11 protein-coding genes, 1 other RNA gene and 1 pseudogene are annotated in these 21,063 nt (G+C 64.6%); 6 read left to right on the top strand and 7 right to left on the bottom strand.

What is annotated here, in order from left to right; genetic code table 11:
• The first annotated feature begins 17 nt into the window (after positions 1 to 17).
• Positions 18 to 1,400, top strand: coding sequence for a TolC family outer membrane protein (locus tag NX05_RS15620; RefSeq protein WP_039434376.1), 1,383 nt, complete (start codon positions 18 to 20; stop codon positions 1,398 to 1,400).
• A gap of 489 nt (positions 1,401 to 1,889) precedes the next feature.
• Here NX05_RS15620 and waaA read toward each other — a convergent pair whose 3' ends face one another.
• Positions 1,890 to 3,206 (bottom strand): lipid IV(A) 3-deoxy-D-manno-octulosonic acid transferase, encoded by a 1,317-nt coding sequence (gene waaA, locus NX05_RS15615; protein WP_039434373.1) that lies wholly within the window; start codon positions 3,204 to 3,206, stop codon positions 1,890 to 1,892.
• A gap of 76 nt (positions 3,207 to 3,282) precedes the next feature.
• On the opposite strand from waaA, the gene NX05_RS15610 reads away from it, so the two are divergent.
• Positions 3,283 to 4,203, top strand: coding sequence for an LpxL/LpxP family Kdo(2)-lipid IV(A) lauroyl/palmitoleoyl acyltransferase (locus tag NX05_RS15610; RefSeq protein WP_010364362.1), 921 nt, complete (start codon positions 3,283 to 3,285; stop codon positions 4,201 to 4,203).
• 80 nt (positions 4,204 to 4,283) lie between these two features.
• Here NX05_RS15610 and NX05_RS22830 read toward each other — a convergent pair.
• From NX05_RS22830 to NX05_RS15595, 4 genes are all read right to left on the bottom strand, one after another.
• A non-coding RNA gene (locus tag NX05_RS22830) (sX9 sRNA) lies at positions 4,284 to 4,350 on the bottom strand.
• A gap of 75 nt (positions 4,351 to 4,425) precedes the next feature.
• Positions 4,426 to 5,760 carry an O-antigen ligase family protein gene (locus NX05_RS15605; RefSeq protein WP_039434369.1) on the bottom strand — a complete coding sequence of 445 codons (1,335 nt, stop codon included), beginning with the start codon at positions 5,758 to 5,760 and terminating at the stop codon, positions 4,426 to 4,428.
• Entirely contained in the window at positions 5,741 to 6,853 is a 1,113-nt protein-coding gene (locus tag NX05_RS15600; protein WP_039434366.1) for a glycosyltransferase, read from the bottom strand. The genes NX05_RS15605 and NX05_RS15600 overlap by 20 nt, the downstream gene beginning before the upstream one ends.
• A 10-nt stretch (positions 6,854 to 6,863) precedes the next feature.
• On the bottom strand, positions 6,864 to 7,061 hold the full coding sequence (locus NX05_RS15595) for a zinc-finger domain-containing protein (RefSeq protein WP_010364353.1): 198 nt from the start codon (positions 7,059 to 7,061) through the stop codon (positions 6,864 to 6,866).
• Positions 7,062 to 7,368: 307 nt separating this feature from the next.
• On the opposite strand from NX05_RS15595, the pseudogene NX05_RS15590 reads away from it, so the two are divergent.
• A pseudogene (locus NX05_RS15590) lies at positions 7,369 to 10,732 on the top strand (GH92 family glycosyl hydrolase).
• 356 nt (positions 10,733 to 11,088) lie between these two features.
• On the opposite strand, the gene NX05_RS15585 reads toward NX05_RS15590, so the two are convergent.
• The gene (locus NX05_RS15585; RefSeq protein WP_039434364.1) at positions 11,089 to 13,398 is read right to left on the bottom strand and encodes an NADP-dependent malic enzyme; all 2,310 of its coding nucleotides are present in this window, start codon (positions 13,396 to 13,398) and stop codon (positions 11,089 to 11,091) included.
• Between the two features lie 199 nt (positions 13,399 to 13,597).
• The gene (locus NX05_RS15580; protein ID WP_039434361.1) at positions 13,598 to 14,971 is read right to left on the bottom strand and encodes a dicarboxylate/amino acid:cation symporter; all 1,374 of its coding nucleotides are present in this window, start codon (positions 14,969 to 14,971) and stop codon (positions 13,598 to 13,600) included.
• Between the two features lie 283 nt (positions 14,972 to 15,254).
• Here NX05_RS15580 and NX05_RS15575 point away from each other — a divergent pair, with 283 nt between their 5' ends.
• The 3 genes from NX05_RS15575 (at position 15,255) to tcuC (ending at position 21,055) form a co-directional block, all read left to right on the top strand.
• Positions 15,255 to 16,427 (top strand): OprO/OprP family phosphate-selective porin, encoded by a 1,173-nt coding sequence (locus NX05_RS15575; protein ID WP_039434358.1) that lies wholly within the window; start codon positions 15,255 to 15,257, stop codon positions 16,425 to 16,427.
• A 319-nt stretch (positions 16,428 to 16,746) separates the two neighbouring features.
• Entirely contained in the window at positions 16,747 to 19,392 is a 2,646-nt protein-coding gene (locus NX05_RS15570; RefSeq protein WP_039434354.1) for a hybrid sensor histidine kinase/response regulator, read from the top strand.
• A 313-nt stretch (positions 19,393 to 19,705) separates the two neighbouring features.
• Complete coding sequence (tcuC, locus tag NX05_RS15565; RefSeq protein WP_039434352.1) at positions 19,706 to 21,055, top strand: MFS transporter; 1,350 nt, start codon at positions 19,706 to 19,708, stop codon at positions 21,053 to 21,055.
• The last annotated feature ends 8 nt before the right edge of the window (positions 21,056 to 21,063 follow it).

Raw genomic sequence — 21,063 nt, 5'->3', positions numbered from 1 at the left:
CCAAGGAAGCTTCCCCGATGATCCGCCGATCCCTCGTTCTGGCCCTGGCCGCCGCCCTGTCTCCCATGGCTGCGCACGCCACCGACCTGCTGCAGGTCTACGAAATGGCCCGCAACGGCGATCCGCAGCTGGCCGTGGCCGAGTCCACGCGCCTGGTCAATCGGGAAGGTCAGGTGCAGGCGCGTGCGGCGTTGTTGCCGCAGCTGGACGGCAGCGCCGCCTATACCCAGTCGCATCGTGAACTGGAAGGCATCGATGGCCGCTCCACGACCAAGCAGCGCCAGTACGCGATTCAGGGCAGCCAGACCATCTTCAACTGGGCGCAGTTTTCCAACCTGCGTGCGCAGCGCGAAGTTGCCAAGGCGGCGGATTTCACCCTGGCATCGGCCAACAACGACCTGATCACCCGTACCTCGGCGGCGTATTTCCAGGTACTGGTCGGGATCGAGTCGCTGGCGGCAGCCGAAACCAACGAGGCGGCAGCCAAGAAGCAATTCGACTATGCCGACAAGCGTCTGGAAGTGGGTCTGGCACCGATCACCGACGTGCACGAAGCCCGCGCCCAGTACGACCAGGCACGCGCCGACACCATCAATGCCCGCAATACGCTCAAGGACTACTACCAGGCCCTGACCGAGCTCACCGGCCAGCCTGTGGTCGGCTTGCGCGCATTGCCGGAAGAGTTTCGCCCGGAAGTGCCGGCCGCCTACAGCAATGTGGATCAGCTGGTCGCCACCGCGATCGCCGATAACCCCGCATTGAAGGCGCAGCAGTTGCAGGTCAGCGCTGCCGAGGCACAGGTCAGTGCCGCGCGTGCCGGCCATCTGCCGACGCTGAGCCTGGGTGCCAATGTCGGCCGCAGCAATAGCTGGGGCGGTCAGGGAACGGTCGATGAGGCGGCAGGCAACTTCACCACCGCGGGCCGCGATATCGACACCGATTCGGTCGGCATCACGCTGACGATTCCGATCTTTGCCGGCGGCGCGACCCAGTCGGCCGTGCGTCAGGCACTGTCGCAGCGCGACATCCAGCAGGACACCTACGAGCAGCAGAAGCGCGCGCTCGATCGCAACACCCGCAATGCCTACCAGACCGTGGTTGCCGGCATCAGCGAGGTGGAAGCCCGCCGTCTGGCCGTGGTATCGGCGCAAGCCGCCTACGATGCCTCGCAGGTGGGTCTGGAAGTCGGCACGCGCACCGTGCTGGACGTCGTGCAGAACCAGCGCACGCTGTTCCAGGCGCAGCTGAACTACGCGCAGTCGCGTTACAACTTCCTGCAGAACCGTCTGCTGCTGGGCCAGGCCATCGGCAAGCTAGACATCACCGACTTGCAGGACGTGAATCGCCTGCTGTCGCAGGATGCAGAGTCCAAACTGCAGGGCAGCGGTTCGTTGCAGTAAACGATCTGAGATGTAAAGCAAAAAGGCGGGCTCAGGCCCGCTTTTTTGTGCGCGATTGTCAGCCACTTCAGCAGTGATATCCCGGCTGGCATGGACGGCTTGGACCCTATGGATGTATCGGTTGCACGGCGGGTGATCGGTGACTGGCCGCAGCCCTTGCCCGCCCACCATCGCGGGACACGCTGCACGTACGTCCATGTCAGCTTCTACGCAGCATTCACGGCGCGTAAGGCCCCGCGACGGTGAGCAGGAGGGAATAGTCCAGATGGTCAGTGCGCATCGCTGTTAATAAAAAACAGCGAGCCAACGGACGGAGACAGTGTCCTAGCCGCTTACCGGAACCTACGACAACATGGATACCGTCACCGAGTGCATGCAGTGCTTCAGCATTTACCCCGAGAGCGGCGATGAGATCTTGCGTGGGCCCAGCGCGGCTTGTGACTCGCACAAATCTCGCACAAATAATGTAATAAGTTCATAGCTACATCTTCAAGGCGCCACAACATCACCAACCACCGGCGGCAAATCCGCGGCGATCTGTACCAGGGTGCGGGCCACTGCGCCCTTGCCGTTGGCGACCAGTGCCAGGCCTGCGGTGGTCATCGCCCCGCGTTGATCGGGGTCGGCAAGCAAACGCGCCAACGCCTGGTACACGCAATCGGCATCCTCACAGATGGTGACCGCATCGGCTTCGCGCATGCGCCGCGAAATCTCCGAGAAGTTATGCAGATGCGGGCCGGTGATCGCCGGTGTCCCAACGGCTGCCGGCTCGAGCAGATTGTGCCCGCCGATCGGCTGCAGACTGCCGCCAACGAAGGCCACCTGCGCGCACGCATAGAAGCTCATCAACTCGCCCAGGGTATCGATGACGAACACCTTGTCGCTTGCCTGTGGCCATTGCTGCGCCTTGCGCGTGGCAACGCGCCAGCCGCGCTCGCGCGCCAGCGCCTCGACCTTGGGAAAGCGCTCGGGATGGCGCGGCGCCCACAACAACAGCAACTCTGGAAATTGCGGCAGCAAACGTGCGTGGATGTCGGCAACAGCAGCCTCTTCGCCTTCGTGCGTGCTGGCGGCGATCCACACTGGGCGCGTGGCCGGCACGTGGGTGCGGAACTGCGCGACCAGCGCCTGCAATTGCGCGGGCGCGGCGATATCGAATTTGAGATTGCCCAGCGCGATCACCTGATCCGGGCGGGCGCCCAGCGTGATGAACCGTTCGGCATCGTCCTGCGACTGCGCCGCCACGCAGGTGACCGTTTGCAGCGCGCGACTGATCAACGGCGCCAGCAGCCGATAGCCACGCAGCGAACGCGCCGACAACCGCGCGTTGAGGATATACACCGGGATCTGGCGATCGCGACAACCGAACAACATGTTCGGCCATAGCTCGGTTTCCAGGATCAATGCCAGACGCGGGCGGAAGTGTTCGAGAAACCGCCCCACGCTGCCCGGCACGTCGTACGGCAGATACACATGGTCCACCGCATCGCCCCATACCGCGCGCACCCGCTCAGAGCCGGTCGGGGTGATGGTGGTGATGACCCAGCGGATATCCGGGCGCTGCGCACGTAGCGCATTGACCAGCGGCGCGGCCGCATTGACCTCACCCACCGACACCGCATGCACCCACACGCGTGGACGCCCGCACGCGTGCGTGTAGGACGCATAGCGCTCGTTCCACCGATTGAAGTATTCGCGCACACGAAAGCCGCGCCACACCAGGTGGTACACCGTGACCGGCAACAACAGGTAGAGCAGCGCCGAGTACAGCCCGCGCAACAGCCATTCAATGGGGTCTTTCCGCATCGGTGCAGGATACGGGAGCGTCCGTGCGTGCGCATGTGCACGCTGCCCGCGTGGCGCAATCCCTTAGAATTGGCGCATGTCCGAGTCAGTCAACGTCGCCGTCCGCCCCTCCCTGCGCAACCCCAAGCACTGGCCGATGTATTTGGGCCTGGCAGTGATGGTCGCGGCCGGGCGCCTGCCCTGGACCCTGCAGCGTGCAATAGGCCGCGGCGTGGGCTGGGTTGCGATGCGCTTGGCAGGCACGCGTCGACGTGCGGCCGAGGTCAATCTCAAACTGTGTTTCCCCGAGCAGGACGATGCGTGGCGAGCGCGACTATTGCGCGACAGCTTCGACGCACTCGGGGTGGGCTTGTTCGAGTTCGCGCGTGCCTGGTGGGGCAGCATTGATGCCATTCGCCCGGGCGTGCAGATCGAAGGCCTGGAGCATCTGCGGCAGCTGCAGGAGCAGAAACGCGGCGTACTGCTGGTGTCGGGCCATTTCATGACGCTGGAAATGTGTGGGCGCCTGCTCTGCGACCACGTGCCGCTGGCCGGCATGTACCGCAGGCATCGCAACCCGGTGTTCGAATGGGCGGTCAAGCGTGGGCGCTTGCGCTATGCCACGCACATGTTCGCCAACGAAGACCTGCGCGCCACCATCAAGCATCTCAAGCGCGGCGGTTTTCTGTGGTATGCGCCGGATCAAGACATGCGTGGCAAGGACACCGTGTTCGTGCCGTTCTTCGGGCATCCGGCCTCCACCATTACCGCCACGCATCAGCTGGCGCGGCTGACCGGCTGCGCGGTAGTGCCGTACTTCCATCGCCGCGAAGGTGGCCGTTACATCCTCAAGATCGCGCCGCCACTTGCCGACATTCCGTCCGACGATGTGATCGCCGATACCACGCAGGTCAATGCCGCGATCGAAGACATGGTGCGCGAGGCGCCGGACCAATATTTATGGATCCATCGGCGCTTCAAGCGCCAGCCGGGCGGACGTAGCGCGTTCTATAACTGATGCCGGTCGGCGGATGCTGCCATGGGCATCTGGAAATCAGGGTTTCTAGCGCGCGGATCGACGACATGTCGATGAAGATCGGCTAACAACACGTAGCAAGCGGTCGTTAGGTCGCTGTGGACAGGGCGCAGGACACGTGTGGTACATGGCGGTTCCTAGCGCGGGCTGCGCCTGTCTGGTAACTGCGCCGTCGCTTCTTTGCTGCTCCGAACACGCACCGCGTTACTGCTGCGGCATCCGATCCGCATCGTCGTTGAGCAAGGCACCGGCATACAGCCCGGCCAGCATCAGGCTCAGCCCGCCCCAGAAGCTGGAATAGAACGCCAGATGGGTATTGAACGGAAAGACTGTGGCCACCAGCGCGATCATTGCCGGCCGCGCCTGCTCGCGCGCCACCATGCTTGAGTAGCGCCACGCGCGCCACGCCTGCGCCGCGCCGGCCAGCCACAGCAGCAAGCCGATCACGCCGGTTTCGGCCAGGATTTCGAGCACGATCTGATGCGCATGAAAGGCCGGCCCGCCGCCCCATGCGGGCGCTTGGCCAGGTGCCGGATTGCACGCCGGATAGGCCTGCCGGAACCCGCGGGCGCCCACGCCGTTGAGCGGATGCTCGCGGATCATGCATAGCGCCGCGCCCCAGATCTGGGCGCGGCCGGACAAGGCCTGGTCCACGCCTTGTCCGCCATTGCCGAACGCCAGCGTGGTGCGCTGGATACGCTCGCGCGCCTGTGGCGCCACCGCCACCACCGCAATGGCCAGCAGTGCGCCGGCTACCGCCACAGCCAGCAAGCGACGCCCGCCCAGCAGCTGCCAACCGGACAGAAACATGATCACGCCATAGGTGATCCACGACGCGCGCGAACCTGCCAACACCAACACGATGCCGACCGCCGCCGCAGCGCCCGCCCAGGCCCAGGCATGACGCCGCCCCAATCCCAGCAACAGGAACGGCGACAGGCTGGCCAGGGTCTGGCCGAATTTCAGATTGCAGGGCCCCAGCACGCCGCTCAACCGATCCACCAGCGCCAGCTCCTGGGCGGTGCACAGGCCATGGCCGCTGATCAGCTGCTTGATCTGATCGATGCCGAAGAACAACGGGCTGGTGCCGAACGCGGCCTGCAGCAGCGCGTCCAGCGTCCACACTGCACCGATGACCGCCAGCCCGGTAAAGGTGCGACGCCGACGTTGCGCATTGGCCACGGCGATGGCGCATAACCACATGAACGGCAGGTAGCGCAGATCGGTGGCCGACTTGCGCAGCGCGCGGCCGGCATCCACCGCATCGAACGCCGACAGCATCTGCGGCAACCAGTACGCCAGGAACAACACGCTGGACAGCGCCCAGGCCGCGCCGCTGAGCAGAAGCGTGCCGCCGCGAAAGCGCGCATGCAACAGGCGATACGCCGCGAACAACGCACCCAGCGACAACACCGTTTCGGCCAGGCCGGGCGTAGGCCACAGCGCCACGAACACGATCACCCACAGCGGCGCCCAGCGGCCGGCATCGGGCGTCAACCCGGGCGCCCTCGGTAGGGCCTCAGTGGCGGAGTTCGTCATAGACCTTCAGTGTGGCCGCTTGCATGGCCTGCAACGTGTAGGGAATGACGGCCGGCGCAGCCGGGGGTTGCTGGAGCAGCGCCAGCGCATGCGCGCATAGAGCCTGGGCATCCAAGGCGGCAACCGCGCCACTGGGTTGCAATTCGGCCAGCAATTCGCCGACGCCGCCGTGCGCCCAGCCCAGCACCGGGCGGCCGACCGACAGCGCCTCCACCACGGTGCGGCCGAAGGCTTCCGGCTTGCGCGAGAGTTGCAGCACCAGGTTGCTGGCGGCATACGCCTCGGCAATGCGGTCAGTGGGCTCGGTAAAGGCGACTGCGTCGGCAACGCCTAGCCTTGCGGCGTCGGCTTCCAGCTCACGCACATAGGCCTCACGCCCCGGTTCGCGCGCGCCGGGCAACCACAAGAACACAGGCATACCGGCCGCACGGACATCGGCGAGCAGCTGCAGCCCATCGGTATGCCCCTTCAGGCGCGTGCCGCGGCCCGGCAGCAACAGCAGCGCTGCCTCGGCAGGCAGCCCAGGCAGCAGGTTCTGCGCCCACGCGCGCGCGCGGCGGTCCGGCTGCAGCCGGCGCGGGAACTGTGCGATATCGACCCCGCGCGGAATAGTGCGCAGGCGCTTGGGATCGGTCTGCGGGTAGTGCACGCGCACGTAATCGCGCACTGTCTGCGACACGCAAACCACCCGCTCGCCGTAGGTCATCACCGCGCTGTAGCGGCTGGGCGAATTGAGTCCGTGCACGGTGGTAACGAAGCGCGGCCGCGTTGCTTCCGGCATGCCGCGCAGTGCGTACCACCCCAGCCAGGCCGGCAGCCGCGAACGCGCATGCACGATGTCGGCCCCAAGTTCGGCGAACAAGCGGCGCAAACCTAGCACATGCCGCAGTGTCAGCAGCGACTTGCGGCCGATCTCCAGGGTGAGATGCTCGCCACCCACATCCAGCAACGGCTGCACCAGGCGCCCGCCGCCCGACACAACGACGGCGCGATGACCGGCGCGCGCCAGCGCGGCGGCGATTTCCAGCGTGGAGCGCTCCACGCCGCCGGACTGCAGCGCCGGCAGCAGTTGCACCACGGTCAGGCGGTGCATCCGGCCAGGATCAGTCGGCGAGAACGAACAGTGCGCCGCAATACGGGCACTTGGCTTCGCCGTTGGGCTCGTCTTCGATCGGCAGGTAGACGCGCGGATGCGAGTTCCACAACGCCATCTGCGGCGTCGGGCAGCTCAGCGGCAGATCGCCGCGGTGCACGGTGTAACGCGTTTGCGCATTGGCGGGCGCGGTGGCGGTCTGGCTCATGGCGGTGCTGTCGGAAGGCAAAGGCAGAGCGCGGATTCTAGCAGCCTGCGCGGTGATCGGCCCATCGACCGGATAGCCCCGGGCCGCGCGGGCGGTAGTTGCAAGAGTTTGGCTATACCAATCGCCGAGGCCGCTGTGGATGCAGCGATATGCAGCGCACGCCAATCGGCAGCGCTGCGCAACGACACCGTACCGAGTATGCCGCCTATCATCGGGAGTCAGCGCTTTGCCAACCGGCGACGTGAACCGCACTGGCGCACCATCGGCCCAGCGCACGCACTGCTGCCCCCAAGGAGACACCCGTCCCGTGATCTTGCCTGTCGCCCTGCTGGATCCGCGTCGTTTGCCGCGCACCATCGCTGCTGCCCTGCTCTGTACCGCCGCGCTGCCGGCCCTGGCAGCGACGCATTTCGCAAGCGCATTCGAGGATGGTGACCCGTTGCCGGTACATGTGACGGACACTGCCGTGCAAGTTGCCATCGGCACCGGCCCGGCAGCGCCTTTACGCCGCCAAGCCGAACGCCGGTTACAGCGGAGTGCAGGCGTTGCGTTACGCGAGCAACGGTGCGGGTGGGCGGCGTACGTTGTTCACCACCGATCTACTGATCGAGACGCAGACCACGCTGTCGTGGATGGTCTTGCCGGAAAGCGTCGGCAACGACCATGTGGCATCCACGTATGTCTCGTTGGATCTGTTGTTGGATGACGGCACGCGCATGTCTGCCAGCGCGGCGCGCGATCAGCACGGCGTTGCGCTAGGTGCACAAGCGCAAGGCGATTCGAAGACCCTGTACCCGCAGCAGTGGGCGCGCAAGCAGGTGCGGCTGGGAGATGTGTCCGGGTTGCGTGGGCGTCGCGTGCGTGCCATCGAGCTGGACGTGGCGCCGCCGGCAGGCGCCAGCGCGGCCGGCTGGATCGACGATATCGCCATTGCAGAGGTGCCGCTGGTAGCGCCAGGGTGGCCCTCGGATTGGGTGCTGACCACGCGTGGCACGCAATCCAATGGCATGTTTTCGCGCGGCAATAATTTTCCTGCGACGGCCGTGCCGCACGGCTTCAACTTCTGGACGCCGGTGACCGATGCGGGGACGCTGACCTGGCTGTATCGCTGGAACGAACACAATGCTGCTGACAATCGCCCACGCCTGCAGGCGCTGTCGCTCAGCCATCAGCCTAGCCCGTGGATGGGCGACCGGCAGACGTTTCAGGTGATGCCATCGCTCGCGGCCGGCGCGCCGGAAGCCGATCGCAGCAAGCGTGCGCTGGGGTTTTCGCATGACGACGAAGTTGCACGTCCTTATCGCTACGCCGTGCAACTGGACAACGGCATCCATGCCGAGATCGCACCGACCGATCACGCGGCGCTGTTTCGTTTTCGCTTCCCGGCGCGCGGCGATGCCAATCTGCTGTTCGACAACGTGGATGCGCGCGCCGGGCTAACGCTGGATGCGGCCACCCAGACACTGTCCGGTTACACCGATGTGCGCAGCGGTCTGTCGACGGGCGCGACGCGCATGTATGTCTATGCCAGCTTCGATAGGCCCTGGCACAGCAGCGGCCTGCTCGACACTGGCCGCCCGACCGGCTGGATCAAGTTCGATGCCGGCAACGCGCGACAGGTGCAGATGCGTATCGCCACCTCGCTGATTTCGGTGGATCAGGCCAAGCACAATCTGGAACTGGAGATTGCCGCAGACACGAGTTTCGAGCAGATCGCCGCGCGCGCGGAGGACGCCTGGGATGCATTACTGGGGCGCTTCAAAGTGCCCGATGCCACTGGCGATCAGAAGACCACGCTGTATTCCAGCCTGTACCGGCTGTACCTGTACCCGAACTCGGCGCATGAAAACGTGGGCACTGCGGGTGCGCCAGATTGGCGCTATGCCAGCCAGAACAGCTGGTCTGACGACAATATCGACGGCAGCGCGGTGCGCAGTTTCGCACCGATCCGCGATGGCCGGGTGTATGTCAACAACGGGCTGTGGGATACCTTTCGCACAGCATGGCCGGCTTACGCACTCTTCGCGCCCGATGATGCCAGCGCCTTGGTGGAGGGGTTCGTGGAGCAGTCGCGGGCGGGCGGCTGGATCGCGCGCTGGTCATCGCCCGGCTATGCTGACCTGATGGTGGGCACCAGTTCCGATGTGGCGTTTGCCGATGCATGGCGAAAAGGCGTGCGAGGCTTCGACCCCACCGAGGCTTACGCCGCTGCACTGAAAAACGCCACGGTGGTTGCGCCGGACCGGCATGTCGGACGTAAGGGCATGGCGCGCTCGACCTTCCGCGGTTACACCGATACCGACACGCACGAAGGCATGTCGTGGTCGATGGAAGGTGCGCTCAACGACTTCGGCATCGCCAACATGGCCGCGGCGTTGTCCAGCCAGGCCACCACGGCGGCAGCGCGCGAGCGCTATGCGACCGAGGCACTGTATTTTCGCCATCGCGCAGCCGGGTATGCGGCGCTGTTCGATCCGGCAATCGGCTTCTTCCAGGGGCGCAAGCCCAATGGTGCGTGGCGCGTGGATGCGGCGCAGTACGATCCGCGCGTGTGGGGTAACGATTACACCGAATCCAGCGGCTGGACGTTTGCGTTCACTGCGCCGCACGATGGCGAAGGTCTTGCTGCACTGTATGGCGGACGCGCGGCATTGGCCGCAAAACTGGACACGTTTTTCGCCACGCCCGAGACTGCCGAAGCGCGGTTTGCAGGCTCGTATGGCAACACCATTCATGAGATGACCGAAGCGCGCGATGTGCGCATGGGCATGTACGCGCATAGCAATCAGACTGCGCACCATATTCCGTGGATGTATTTGTATGCCGGGCAACCGTGGAAAACACAGCGCATTACCCGCGAAATTTTGGCGCGCTTGTATCTAGGCAGCGAAATCGGCCAGGGCTATGCCGGCGACGAAGACAATGGCGAGATGTCGGCGTGGTATCTATTCGCTGCGCTGGGGCTGTATCCGCTACGCATGGGCGCGCCGGAGTACGTGATCGGCTCGCCACTGTTCAAGCAAGCGCGCGTGCGCCTGCCTGGCGGCGGCATGCTGACCGTCAATGCGCCACAGAATTCGCCGCAGAATGTGTATGTGCAATCGCTCAAACTCAACGGCAAACCGTGGCGCAAGACCTGGTTGCCGCATGCGGCGATTGCTAAGGGTGCGACGCTGGACTTCGAGATGGGGCCGACGCCCTCACGCTGGGGCAGCGGGCCGGACGATGTGCCGCCGTCGCTGACCGCGCAGGGAAAGCGCCCTGCCCCGTTGGGCGATCTGCTGGGTGCAGATGCACGCGTTTCGCTGGACGATGGTCGCGAGGCAACGGCATTGCATGACGACGATGCGGGAACGGTGGTAGCGGTGTTGCGTGCGTCCACCATCACCTTGAGTGGACTCACGCACGGCACGCCGACGCTGTATACCTTGACCAGCGGCACTGCGGCAATTGGGGCCAGTGCATGGACGCTGGAAGCGCGTACTGCGGGCGGTGCGTGGAAGATCGTCGATCAACGCAGCGACGAGCGGTTTCAATGGCCGCTGCAGACGCGTCCGTTCCGGATTACGACGCCTGGTGCGTATGCGGAATATCGGCTGCGGCTGAAGATGCCGGCGCGTGCGGAACTTGCGGAAATCGAGTTGCTGGGTGATTTACCGCAGACGCGGTGACGTCCGGCAGGTTTGGCGCGATTGGTTCTTTGCGGACAGCTAATCGGCCAGCGCGTCTGCTTACGTTGAATCAGTGTTATCGGTGTCGACGTTTTCGCTAGTCGGCGCAGATTCAATTCTAAGGCCGGACCAAAACCTCACTCCAGCGCCATTTCGCGCTCCGGCTCGCGCACGCAGCGGAGCGCTCTAAGGCATGCGCGCCAGCGGCGCGCAAATCGCGCCTCTTCACCCCAAGGGGAGACAGGCTTTGAGCATTGCCACGCGGCAGTCAGTGCCCCGTGGCGATCTGTGTTGCGATGGCGAGCAAACAGGTCAAAGGCACGTCGCTGGTCGCTGCTTCCCAGCGACCAGAAATCTCATTCGCCAGCTTTATCGGCCGCCGCTTTTTCCGCATCGCGCTGCCGGCGGATCTGTGCATCCACCGCGGCAATCGCGGTCATATTCATCACCCGGCGCGAGGTGGCGCTGGTGGTGAGGATATGCACCGGCTTGGAGATGCCCATCAGGATCGGGCCGATCGCCACGCCGTCGGTGAACACGCGCACCAGGTTGTAGGCGATGTTGGCCGCTTCCAGGTTCGGCAGTACGAACAGGTTGGCGCGGCCCTTCAAGGTGCTGTTGGGCATGATCTGCTTGCGCAGCGCTTCATCCCACGCGGTGTCGCCCTGCATTTCGCCGTCGATGTTGAGCTCGGGCTTGCGCTTGAGCAAGGCTTCGCGCACCTGGCGCATCTTCAGCGCATCGCGCGAGTCGTGGCTGCCGAAGTTGGAATGCGACAGCAGTGCGATGTTCGGTTCGATGCCGAACAGCTTGAGGCGATACGCCGCCTGCAACGTGGCTTCCACCACTTGTTCAACAGTCGGGTCTTCCTGCACATGGGTATCCAGGAAGAAGAACACGCCGAGCTGGTTGATCACACCGGTCATCGCCGAGGTGGAGCTCACGCGTGGTTCCAACGGAATCACGCTGCGCGCATAGCCCAGCTTCTTGTGAAAGCGGCCGACCACGCCGGACAGCATCGCGTCGGCTTCGCCGCGCGCGACCATGACGGCCGCGATCAGGGTCGGACGCGAGCGCATCAGTTCCTTGGCCGCGGTGACAGTTACGCCGCGACGCTCGGTGAGCGCGTGGTAGTACTGCCAGTAATCGTTGAAGCGCGGGTCGTCGAGGATGTTGGTGATTTCGAAGTCCACGCCGGCGGTCAGGCGCAGGCCCATGCGTTCGATACGTGTTTCGATAACGTCCGGGCGGCCAATCAGGATCGGGAACGCCAGGCCTTCGTCGACCACGTTCTGTACCGCGCGCAGCACCACTTCTTCTTCGCCTTCGGCATACACCACGCGCTGCTTGTCGGCACGGGCGCGGTCGTAGACCGGCTTCATCATCAGGCTGGTGCGGTAGACGAACTGGCCAAGCTTGTCGCGGTACGCTTCCATGTCGGTGATCGGGCGCGTAGCCACACCCGAATCCATCGCCGCCTGTGCAACGGCAGACGACAGTTCCACCAGCAAGCGCGGGTCGAGCGGACGCGGAATCAGGTATTCGGGGCCGAAGCTCGGGGTCTCGCCACCGTAGGCTGCGCCCAGGTCGGAGGCCTCGCGCCGCGCCATCGCCGCGATCGCCTTGACGCAGGCGATCTTCATCTCTTCGTTGATGCCGGTGGCGCCAACGTCCAGCGCGCCGCGGAACAGGTAAGGGAAGCACAGCACGTTGTTGATCTGGTTCGGGTAGTCCGAGCGACCGGTGCCGATGATGCAATCCGGGCGCACCGCCTTGGCTGCTTCCGGGGTGATTTCCGGATTGGGATTGGCGAGTGCAAAGATCACCGGCTGGCGCGCCATGGTGGCGACCATTTCCGGCTTGAGGATGCCGGCCGCCGACAGGCCCAGGAAGATATCCGCGCCTTCGACGATTTCAGCCAGGGTGCGCTTATCGGTATCGCGTGCGTAACGTTGTTTGTCCGGGTCCAGATCGGTGCGGCCGGTGTGGATCACGCCGTCGCGGTCCAGCGCCAGGATGTTCTCCGGCTTCAGGCCCAGCGACACCAGCATGTTGACGCAGGAGATGCCGGCCGCGCCCATGCCGGTGGTGGCCAGTTTGACCTCCTCGATCTTCTTGCCGGTGACCACCAGGGCGTTGAGCACGGCGGCGCCGACGATGATCGCGGTGCCGTGCTGGTCGTCATGGAACACCGGGATGTTCATGCGCTCGCGCAGCTTGCGCTCGACGATGAAGCACTCCGGTGCCTTGATGTCTTCCAGATTGATGCCGCCGAAAGTGGGCTCCAGGCTGGCGATGATGTCGACCAGCTTGTCCGGGTCGTTCTCGTTGATTTCGATATCGAACACATCGATACCGGCGAACTTCTGGAACAGCACGCCCTTGCCTTCCATCACCGGCTTTGAGGCCAGCGGGCCGATGTTGCCCAGGCCCAGCACCGCGGTGCCGTTGGTGATGACCGCCACCAAATTGCCGCGTGCGGTGAGCTCGCTGGCCTGGGTGGGTTCTTCGACGATCGCCTCGCAGGCGAAGGCCACGCCCGGCGAATACGCCAGCGACAGATCGCGCTGGGTCAGCATCGGCTTGGTCGCGGTGACCTTGATCTTGCCCGCCGGCTGCTGGCGGTGATAGTCGAGGGCGGCCTGTTTGAAGTCGTCGGTGGACATCGGCTGTGTGTGTCTCGTAGGCGCAGGAGAACTGGATTCTACCCTCCTGCCTGAACAAGGGCCTGTCGCGCAGCTGTCAGCGCGGCAGGGAGATCGCATGTTGCGGCGTGGCGTGCCCGGCGGCCGGGGTCTGGCTCAAAGCGAAAACGGCCCTGCATCCCGCCGGCAATACCGACGGAAGACAGGGCCGTAGGAAGCATCAACGCAGGCTGGCAGGCGCCACGCCGGGTTGGCCGACCGGGGCCAGCAACGGCGGCTCGCCGCCGTCCAGGACCAGCTTGAGGCGGTCGCGGTCCAAAGCGTTTTCCCAGCGCGAGACCACCACGGTGGCCACTGCATTGCCGATGAAATTGGTCAACGAGCGGCATTCGCTCATGAAGCGATCCACGCCCAGAATCAACGCCATGCCGGCCACCGGCACCTCAGGCACCACCGCCAGCGTGGCGGCCAGGGTGATGAAGCCGGCACCGGTGACGCCGGCCGCTCCCTTGGAGCTGAGCATGGCCACAGCCAGCAGCGCGATCTGGTGGCCCAGGGTCAGCTCGGTATTGGTCGCCTGGGCGATGAACAGCGCCGCCAGCGTCATATAGATGTTGGTGCCGTCCAGATTGAACGAGTACCCAGTCGGCACCACCAGGCCCACCACCGACTTCTCGCAACCGGCCTTTTCCATCTTCTCCATCAGCGATGGCAACGCCGACTCCGACGAGGACGTGCCCAGCACCAGCAGCAGTTCCGCCTTTAGATAGCGAATCAGCTTGAGCACCGAAAACCCACACAACCGGCACACTACGCCCAGGATCACCAGCACGAACAACAAGGAGGTCAGGTAAAACGACCCCACCAGCCAGGCCAGATTGACCAGCGACTCCACGCCATACTTGCCGATGGTGAAGGCGATCGCGCCGAAGGCGCCGATCGGCGCAGCACGCATCAGGATGTGCACCAGCTTGAACACCGGGGCGATCAGCGCTTCCAGCAGGTTCAGCACCGGCTTGCCGCGCTCGCCCACCAACGCCAGCGACACACCGAACAGCACCGCCACAAACAGCACCTGCAGGATGTTCGGCCCGGTCAGCTTGCCGTTGACCACCTGGTCGCCGGTGAACGCGCCGATCAGCGAGTTGGGGATGATGTCCATCAGGAAGCCGACCAGGGTCAGGTCGTGCGACTTCTCGACATAGCTCTTGACCGCGCTCTGATCCAGATCGGCCGGGTTGATGTTCATGCCGGCGCCGGGCTGCACCACATGGGCAACGACCAGACCGACCACCAAGGCCAAGGTGGAGAAGAACAGGAAATAGGCCATCGCCTTGCCAAACACCCGGCCCACCGTCTTGAGGTGGGTCATGCTGGCGATGCCGGTGACGATGGTCAGGAAGATCACCGGGGCGATGATCATCTTCACCAGCTTGATGAAGGCGTCGCCTAGCGGCTTGAGGCTTTCGGCGAAGGCGGGCTCGAAATGGCCCAACAGGGCACCCAGAACGATCGCCACCACCACCTGAAAATACAGCTGGCGATAGAAGGGGACGGACGCCGGCAGGGGGCCGGCAGGTTTGCTGATGTGCATGACACCACTCCGAGGGACGAGAGGGGGTGCCTGAGCAGGTACCCGTTGCACGCATTCTGGCCGTACGTCACAGCCCTGGCCGATAGCCCATTGGTACTACCTCATGTCCAGCAGCTAAACGTCGGCTTACACTTCAGCCGCGCCGCCGCCGGCCGTTAATTCCGTTTAACGCAGACACCGTTTCTGTGCTGCCGTCGTCCGGACCCTGCGCGCTTGCTGAAGACATTCATTGCAAACGCCATGGCAGGACGCCCGGCCCCTCTCACTGCCGAAGACCATACCTATGCGCCTCAATCTGCTTGTCCTGACGTTGGCTGCTGCCATCATCCCCGCCGCTGCCAATGCAGCAACCTCGATCGAAAACTGGCCGACCAAGTACACCTTCGGTGATGGCACCGAGCTGGGTCTGACCGGCAACTACGCCTACGACGACAACAACTTCTCCGGCGACGACCGTCTGGAAGACCGCACCGATTTCCGCCGCAAGGAATTCGGCGCCACCATCAAGAAGAAGGGCGTCTACGACGCCATGGTGTACTACGACTTCGAGTCCAAGCTGTGGCTGGACGTGTTCTACCGGTTCGAGACCAAGGCCCTGTTCGGCCAGGATTACGGCCGCGTGCGCCTGGGCTACATGAAGGTGCCGGTGGGTCTGGAAGCGGTGCAGAGCTCACGTGCGGGCAGCTTCATGGAACTGGGCCTGCCGATCCAGGCGGTGTTCCAGGGTCGCCGTACCGGCGCAGAATGGACGCTGGAACGTCAGCAGTACCTGCTGCAGGCCGGCGCTTACGGCGGCAAGGATCTGCAGGGTGACAACCCGGGCACCACCCAGGCCGTGCACGTGGCATGGACCCCGTTCAAGGCCGAAGGCGACGTGCTGCACCTGGGCATCGCCGGCTCGATCGAAAACCCGCGCGGCTACAGCGACGGCCGCGGCGTGTCGTTCAGCCCACGTGTGCGCCTGCGTGCGCGCCCGGAAGCCGGCCTGACCGACATCCGTCTGATCGACACTGGCACCATCCTCGACGTGGACCATGTGATCCGCACCGGCGTGGAAGCGGTCTGGATCCATGGCCCGTTCTCGCTGCAGAGCGAAGCGCTGCGTGCCGAAGTGGCGCGCAACGAGGACCAGCCGCACTTCATCGCCCAGGGCCAGTACATCTACGGCACCTGGACGCTGACCGGCGAGTCGCGCAGCTATGCCGGCGGCGTGCCAGGCAACATCAAGCCGACGCATGACTACGGCGCAGTCGAGCTGACCGCCCGCTACAGCCGCCTGAACCTGGAAGACAACAATGTGCACGGTGGCCGTCAGCACGACACCACCATCGGCGCCAACTGGTACCTCACCAGCCACTTCAAATTCCAGGCCAACTACAGCTGGGTGGATTCCTCGCGCAGGGGCGTGCATGAAACCCCGCACGTGATGGAACTGCGTGCACAGGTGCAGTTCTAAGCAGCGCTGAGGCACTGCAGCGCGCCAGCGATTTGGTCCGGCGCCAACTGCAGCGACCGCAACAGGCGTTCGACACGGCCGCATCCTTCAGGGGTGCGGCCGTTGTCATTTTGGCGTTTGCCTACGTGCGATGGGAGCCACCAATCAAACGTCGCGAGCAGCCGTCAGGCGGGTGTGGACCGCGCTGGAACTGCAATGTCGGAGTGGCACCTGCCGCACCAAGCACCGGCCGGCCCATCGGCGATGAGCACAGTTGTTTTGTTAGCCGCTCTCAGGTGATGGCTGCGCGATCCGCCGGCAGACCGCCATACTTGCGGCCATGTACGCATCGCAACGCCGCCGTCTGCTGCTCACCCTGTCCATCGTGCTGGGCGGCATGGTGGTGGCCATGGTTGCGGCCGGCCACTTCGTCGAGCAAAGCGCGCTGCACGATGAAAGTGCCACCGTGCGCCGCCAGCTGCGTCTGTACGCGCAGGCGCTGCAGCAGCGCATCGACCGCTATCGCACGCTGCCGCAGATTCTGGCGGTGGACCCGGAGCTACGCGCCGCCGTGTCCGGCCCACTGTCGCCGGCACAGGTGGATGGGCTCAATCGCAAGCTCGAACGCGCCAACAACGTCACCCAATCGTCCACGCTCACGCTGATCAACCGCGATGGCGTGGCACTGGCGGCCAGCAACTGGCGGGCGCCACGCAGCAACGTCGGCGTGGATTATGCCTTCCGTCCGTATTACCAGCAGGCGCTGGCCACCGGCAGCGGCAGCTTCTACGGCATCGGCATGACCACCAGCGAGCCAGGCTATTTTCTGTCACAGGCCATTGTGGACGGCGCCGGCCAGGTGCAGGGCGTGGTGGTGATCAAGATTGCGCTGGCCGCGCTGGAACGCGAATGGCTGCAGACCCCGGATATCGTGCTGGCGTCGGACGCACACGATGTGGTGTTTCTGGCCAGCCGGCCGGAATGGCGCTACCGCGTGCTGGCCCCGCTCAGCGACCGCGATCGTCGCGAACTGCAGAGCACCCGCCAGTACGCCGATCAGGAGCTGCTGCCGCTGCGGCGCCGGCTGATCGAGCAGACCGGCTACGGCGGTGTGCTGGCCGACATCCGCGACCCGCCGCTCGGCGCGCAGGTGCTGTGGCAGACCCTGGAAGTGCCCGAAAGCGGCTGGCGCCTGCATCTGCTGCACGACACCCGCGCCAGTGCCGCTGCCGGCCGCGCCGCGGCAATCGCTGCCGCCGGCGCATGGCTGGCACTGGCCTTGTTGTGGTTGTTCGTGCAGCAACGGCGGCGGCTGTCGGCGTTGCGCCAGCGTAGCCGGCACGAACTGGAAACTTTGTTGCAGCAGCACGCCGAAGAACTGCGCACCGCGCAGGACGGCGTGGTCACCGCCGCCCAGCAGGCCAATGCCGGCTTGAGCCGCAGCCTGGAACATCTGCCACAAGGCGTGGTGGTGATCGACGAGGCGCTCAATCTGGTGGCGTGGAATTCGCGCTATGTGGAGTTGTTCCGTTTCCCGCCGGAACTACTCAAGATCGGCCGCCCGATCGAAGACCTGTTCCGCTTCAATGCACGCCGCGGCTTGCTGGGGCCGGGCCCGATCGAAGCAGCAATCGAGCGGCGTCTGAATCACTTGCGCAGCGGAAAACCGCATATGCGCGAAAGCGAAAAAGAAGACGGCACCGTGCTGGAAATCCGCGGCAACCCGCTGCCCGATGGCGGTTTTGTCACCAGTTATGCCGACATCACCAGCTACAAGAATGCCGCACGCGAACTGCGCTCGCTGGCCGATGCGCTGGAACACCGCGTGGCCGAGCGCACCCGCGATCTGGCGGCAGCCAAGCGCGAGGCCGAAAGCGCCAACCGCTACAAGACCCGCTTCGTCGCCTCGGCGGTGCACGACCTGCTGCAGCCACTCAATGCAGCACGCATGTTCGTCTCGGTCTTGCGTGGGCAGGTGCATGAGCCCGGCAGTGCGCGCGTGGTCGACAGCATCGACGGCGCGCTGGCGGCACAGGACGCCATCCTCAACAGTTTGCTCGATATCTCGCGCCTGGAAGCCGGCAGCCTGAAGACCCAGGTGCGCGACTTTGCACTGGCGCCCTTGCTGGACACCTTGGCGCGCGAGTTCGGCATCCTGGCCGAAGACCGCGGGTTGGTGCTGGAATCGGTGCCTACCTCGGCAGTGGTGTTGAGCGATGAAAACCTGCTGCGCCGCATCCTGCAGAACTTTCTCTCCAACGCCATCCGCTACACACCGCGCGGACGCGTGCTGATCGGTTGCCGTCGCCGCGGCGGTTGGCTGCGCATCGAAGTGCACGACCAGGGCCCCGGCATTCCCGATGCCTTGCAGCACGAGATCTTCGAAGAATTCCGCCGCCTGGACGATGGCGTGGCCAACGACCGCGGCGCAGGTCTGGGCCTGGCCATTGTCGAGCGTATCGGCCGTCTGCTCGGCCATCGCATCGGGCTGCGTTCCACGCTTGGCAGTGGCAGCGTGTTTTCAGTGACTGTGCCGCTGGGCGAACGCGCCGCAATCGCGCGGCAGTTGCCAGCGCCTGCCAGCACGGCCGAACACGGCAACGATCCAATCCTGCATGGCTGCCGCGTGTGGTGCGTGGACGATGAGCCACTGGTGTGCGAGGCCACCCGCACGCTGCTGGAACGCTGGGAATGCCGCGTGGATTTTGCCGGCGGCCCGGAGGAGGCAGTGAACGCTGCCAATGCCGACGAGGTACCGGAATTGCTGCTGCTAGATGTGCGCATGGGCACGCACGACGGCCCCATGCTGCTGCCCCAGTTGGTGGAACGCTGGCAACGCGAACCGCGCGTGATCCTGGTCACCGCAGAACCCGACCCCGCCCTGCGTGAGCGTGCGCTGGACCTGGGCTGGGGCTTCCTGTCCAAACCGGTCCGCCCCCCCGCCCTGCGTGCGCTGGTGACGCAGATGCTGATGCGGCGCGGATAGGCGCAGCGGCCAGCGCTACCTGCCTGGCCGCACTGACACGACACCGGCAGCGCATGCACTGATCCAGGTTGATCGGCGTATCGTCAAAACGAGAGAGCGCTTGCGGCAGTAGCGCAGACCGATCAGCCGCTACGCCGGTCAAGGAACTCGAGCGGTAGCCAGCACGCGCGTCGTGCCTGCGGTAGCCAGGCGACTGAGCGCTAGCACGGCTTCAGCGCGACTGATGTTCAATCCACATCAGTTGATGAGAAAGCAGCAATTATCAACATCGACCATCTCGACCAGAATCGGGTGCCTCGGATGTCATCCGTTCGTGCATACCTATCGTGGAGGGCGATTGATGCAGACTTCCCGCATTGAGGCAAAAAAGCAGTCGAAACTTGGGATGGTGCTGAGGGTGACCTCGGGCAACTTCCTTGAGCAGTTCGACTTTTTCCTATTCGGTTTCTACGCAACGCAGATCGCCGCGACCTTCTTCCCGGCGAGCAACGAATTCGCGTCGCTGATGATGACCTTCGCCGTGTTTGGCGCGGGCTTTTTGATGCGGCCGCTGGGCGCGGTGATCCTGGGCGCCTACATCGACGATGTCGGACGTCGTAAAGGCTTGATCGTCACCTTGGCGATCATGGCCAGCGGCACTGTCCTGATCGTGCTGGTGCCAGGCTATGCCAGCATCGGTTTGTGGGCACCGGCACTGGTCCTGCTCGGCCGCTTGCTGCAGGGCTTCTCGGCGGGCGCCGAAATGGGCGGTGTGTCGGTGTATCTGGCTGAGATGGCGACGCCGGGTCGGCGCGGCTTCTATGCCAGTTGGCAATCGGCCAGCCAGCAGCTCGCCATCGTCGCTGCGGCAGCGATCGGGTTTGCGCTCAATCAGCTCATGGCGCCGCAGGATCTGGCGCAATGGGGCTGGCGGGTTCCCTTCGGCATCGGTTGCGCCATTATTCCCTTCATCTTCTTGCTGCGGCGAAGCCTGGAAGAGACTGCCGAGTTTGCGCAGCGCCGGCAGCCGGTCACGATGAAGCAGGTGATGCGTGGGCTGGCGAACAATGCCGGCATCGTGATTGCCGGCGGCTTGATGGTCGCGCTGACGACGACCGCGTTCTATCTGATCACCGTGTACGCACCGACGTTCGGCAAGACCGTGCTCAAACTCAGCACCGGCGATGCATTGATCGTGACGCTGCTGGTGGGCGTGTCCAATTTCATTTGGCTCCCCATCGGCGGCGCGCTCAGCGACCGCTTCGGCCGCAAGCCGCTGCTGGTGACCATGTCGGTGGTGTGCATCCTGACCGCCTATCCGGTGCTTGCGTTTCTTGCGGCCGCGCCGAGCTTTGCGCACATGTTGCAGGCGCTGCTGTGGCTGTCCTTTATCTATGGCATCTACAACGGCGCCATGATTCCTGCGCTCACCGAACGGATGCCGGCGCATGTGCGGGTGGCAGGATTCTCGCTCGCCTACAGCCTGGCGACCGCCCTGTTTGGCGGCTTTACGCCGGTGATTTCCACCTGGCTGATCCATGTCACAGGCGACAAGGCGGCGCCTGGTTACTGGCTGATCTTCGCATCGGTGTGCGCGCTGATGGCGACGTTGTTTTTGTATCGCCGCCAAAGCAACGCAGCGACGGCGACCGGTTTTGAGGCTGCTGCAGGAGCCACGAAATGATGCGGAAA

Origin of the sequence: Xanthomonas vasicola (assembly GCF_000772705.2) — a bacterium.
GTDB classification, from domain to species: Bacteria; Pseudomonadota; Gammaproteobacteria; order Xanthomonadales; family Xanthomonadaceae; genus Xanthomonas; species Xanthomonas vasicola.
This window is presented reverse-complemented; position numbering and strand designations above follow the sequence as displayed.

What these genes read in the sequence shown, in the direction of transcription:
- NX05_RS15580 (WP_039434361.1), bottom strand. Translation starts at nt 14,971, where the DNA reads ATGCACATCAGCAAACCTGCCGGCCCCCTGCCGGCGTCCGTCCCCTTC.
- NX05_RS15610 (WP_010364362.1), top strand. Translation starts at nt 3,283, where the DNA reads ATGTCCGAGTCAGTCAACGTCGCCGTCCGCCCCTCCCTGCGCAACCCC.
- NX05_RS15585 (WP_039434364.1), bottom strand. Translation starts at nt 13,398, where the DNA reads ATGTCCACCGACGACTTCAAACAGGCCGCCCTCGACTATCACCGCCAG.
- NX05_RS15575 (WP_039434358.1), top strand. Translation starts at nt 15,255, where the DNA reads ATGCGCCTCAATCTGCTTGTCCTGACGTTGGCTGCTGCCATCATCCCC.
- NX05_RS15600 (WP_039434366.1), bottom strand. Translation starts at nt 6,853, where the DNA reads ATGCACCGCCTGACCGTGGTGCAACTGCTGCCGGCGCTGCAGTCCGGC.
- NX05_RS15605 (WP_039434369.1), bottom strand. Translation starts at nt 5,760, where the DNA reads ATGACGAACTCCGCCACTGAGGCCCTACCGAGGGCGCCCGGGTTGACG.
- NX05_RS15595 (WP_010364353.1), bottom strand. Translation starts at nt 7,061, where the DNA reads ATGAGCCAGACCGCCACCGCGCCCGCCAATGCGCAAACGCGTTACACC.
- NX05_RS15570 (WP_039434354.1), top strand. Translation starts at nt 16,747, where the DNA reads ATGTACGCATCGCAACGCCGCCGTCTGCTGCTCACCCTGTCCATCGTG.
- waaA (WP_039434373.1), bottom strand. Translation starts at nt 3,206, where the DNA reads ATGCGGAAAGACCCCATTGAATGGCTGTTGCGCGGGCTGTACTCGGCG.
- NX05_RS15620 (WP_039434376.1), top strand. Translation starts at nt 18, where the DNA reads ATGATCCGCCGATCCCTCGTTCTGGCCCTGGCCGCCGCCCTGTCTCCC.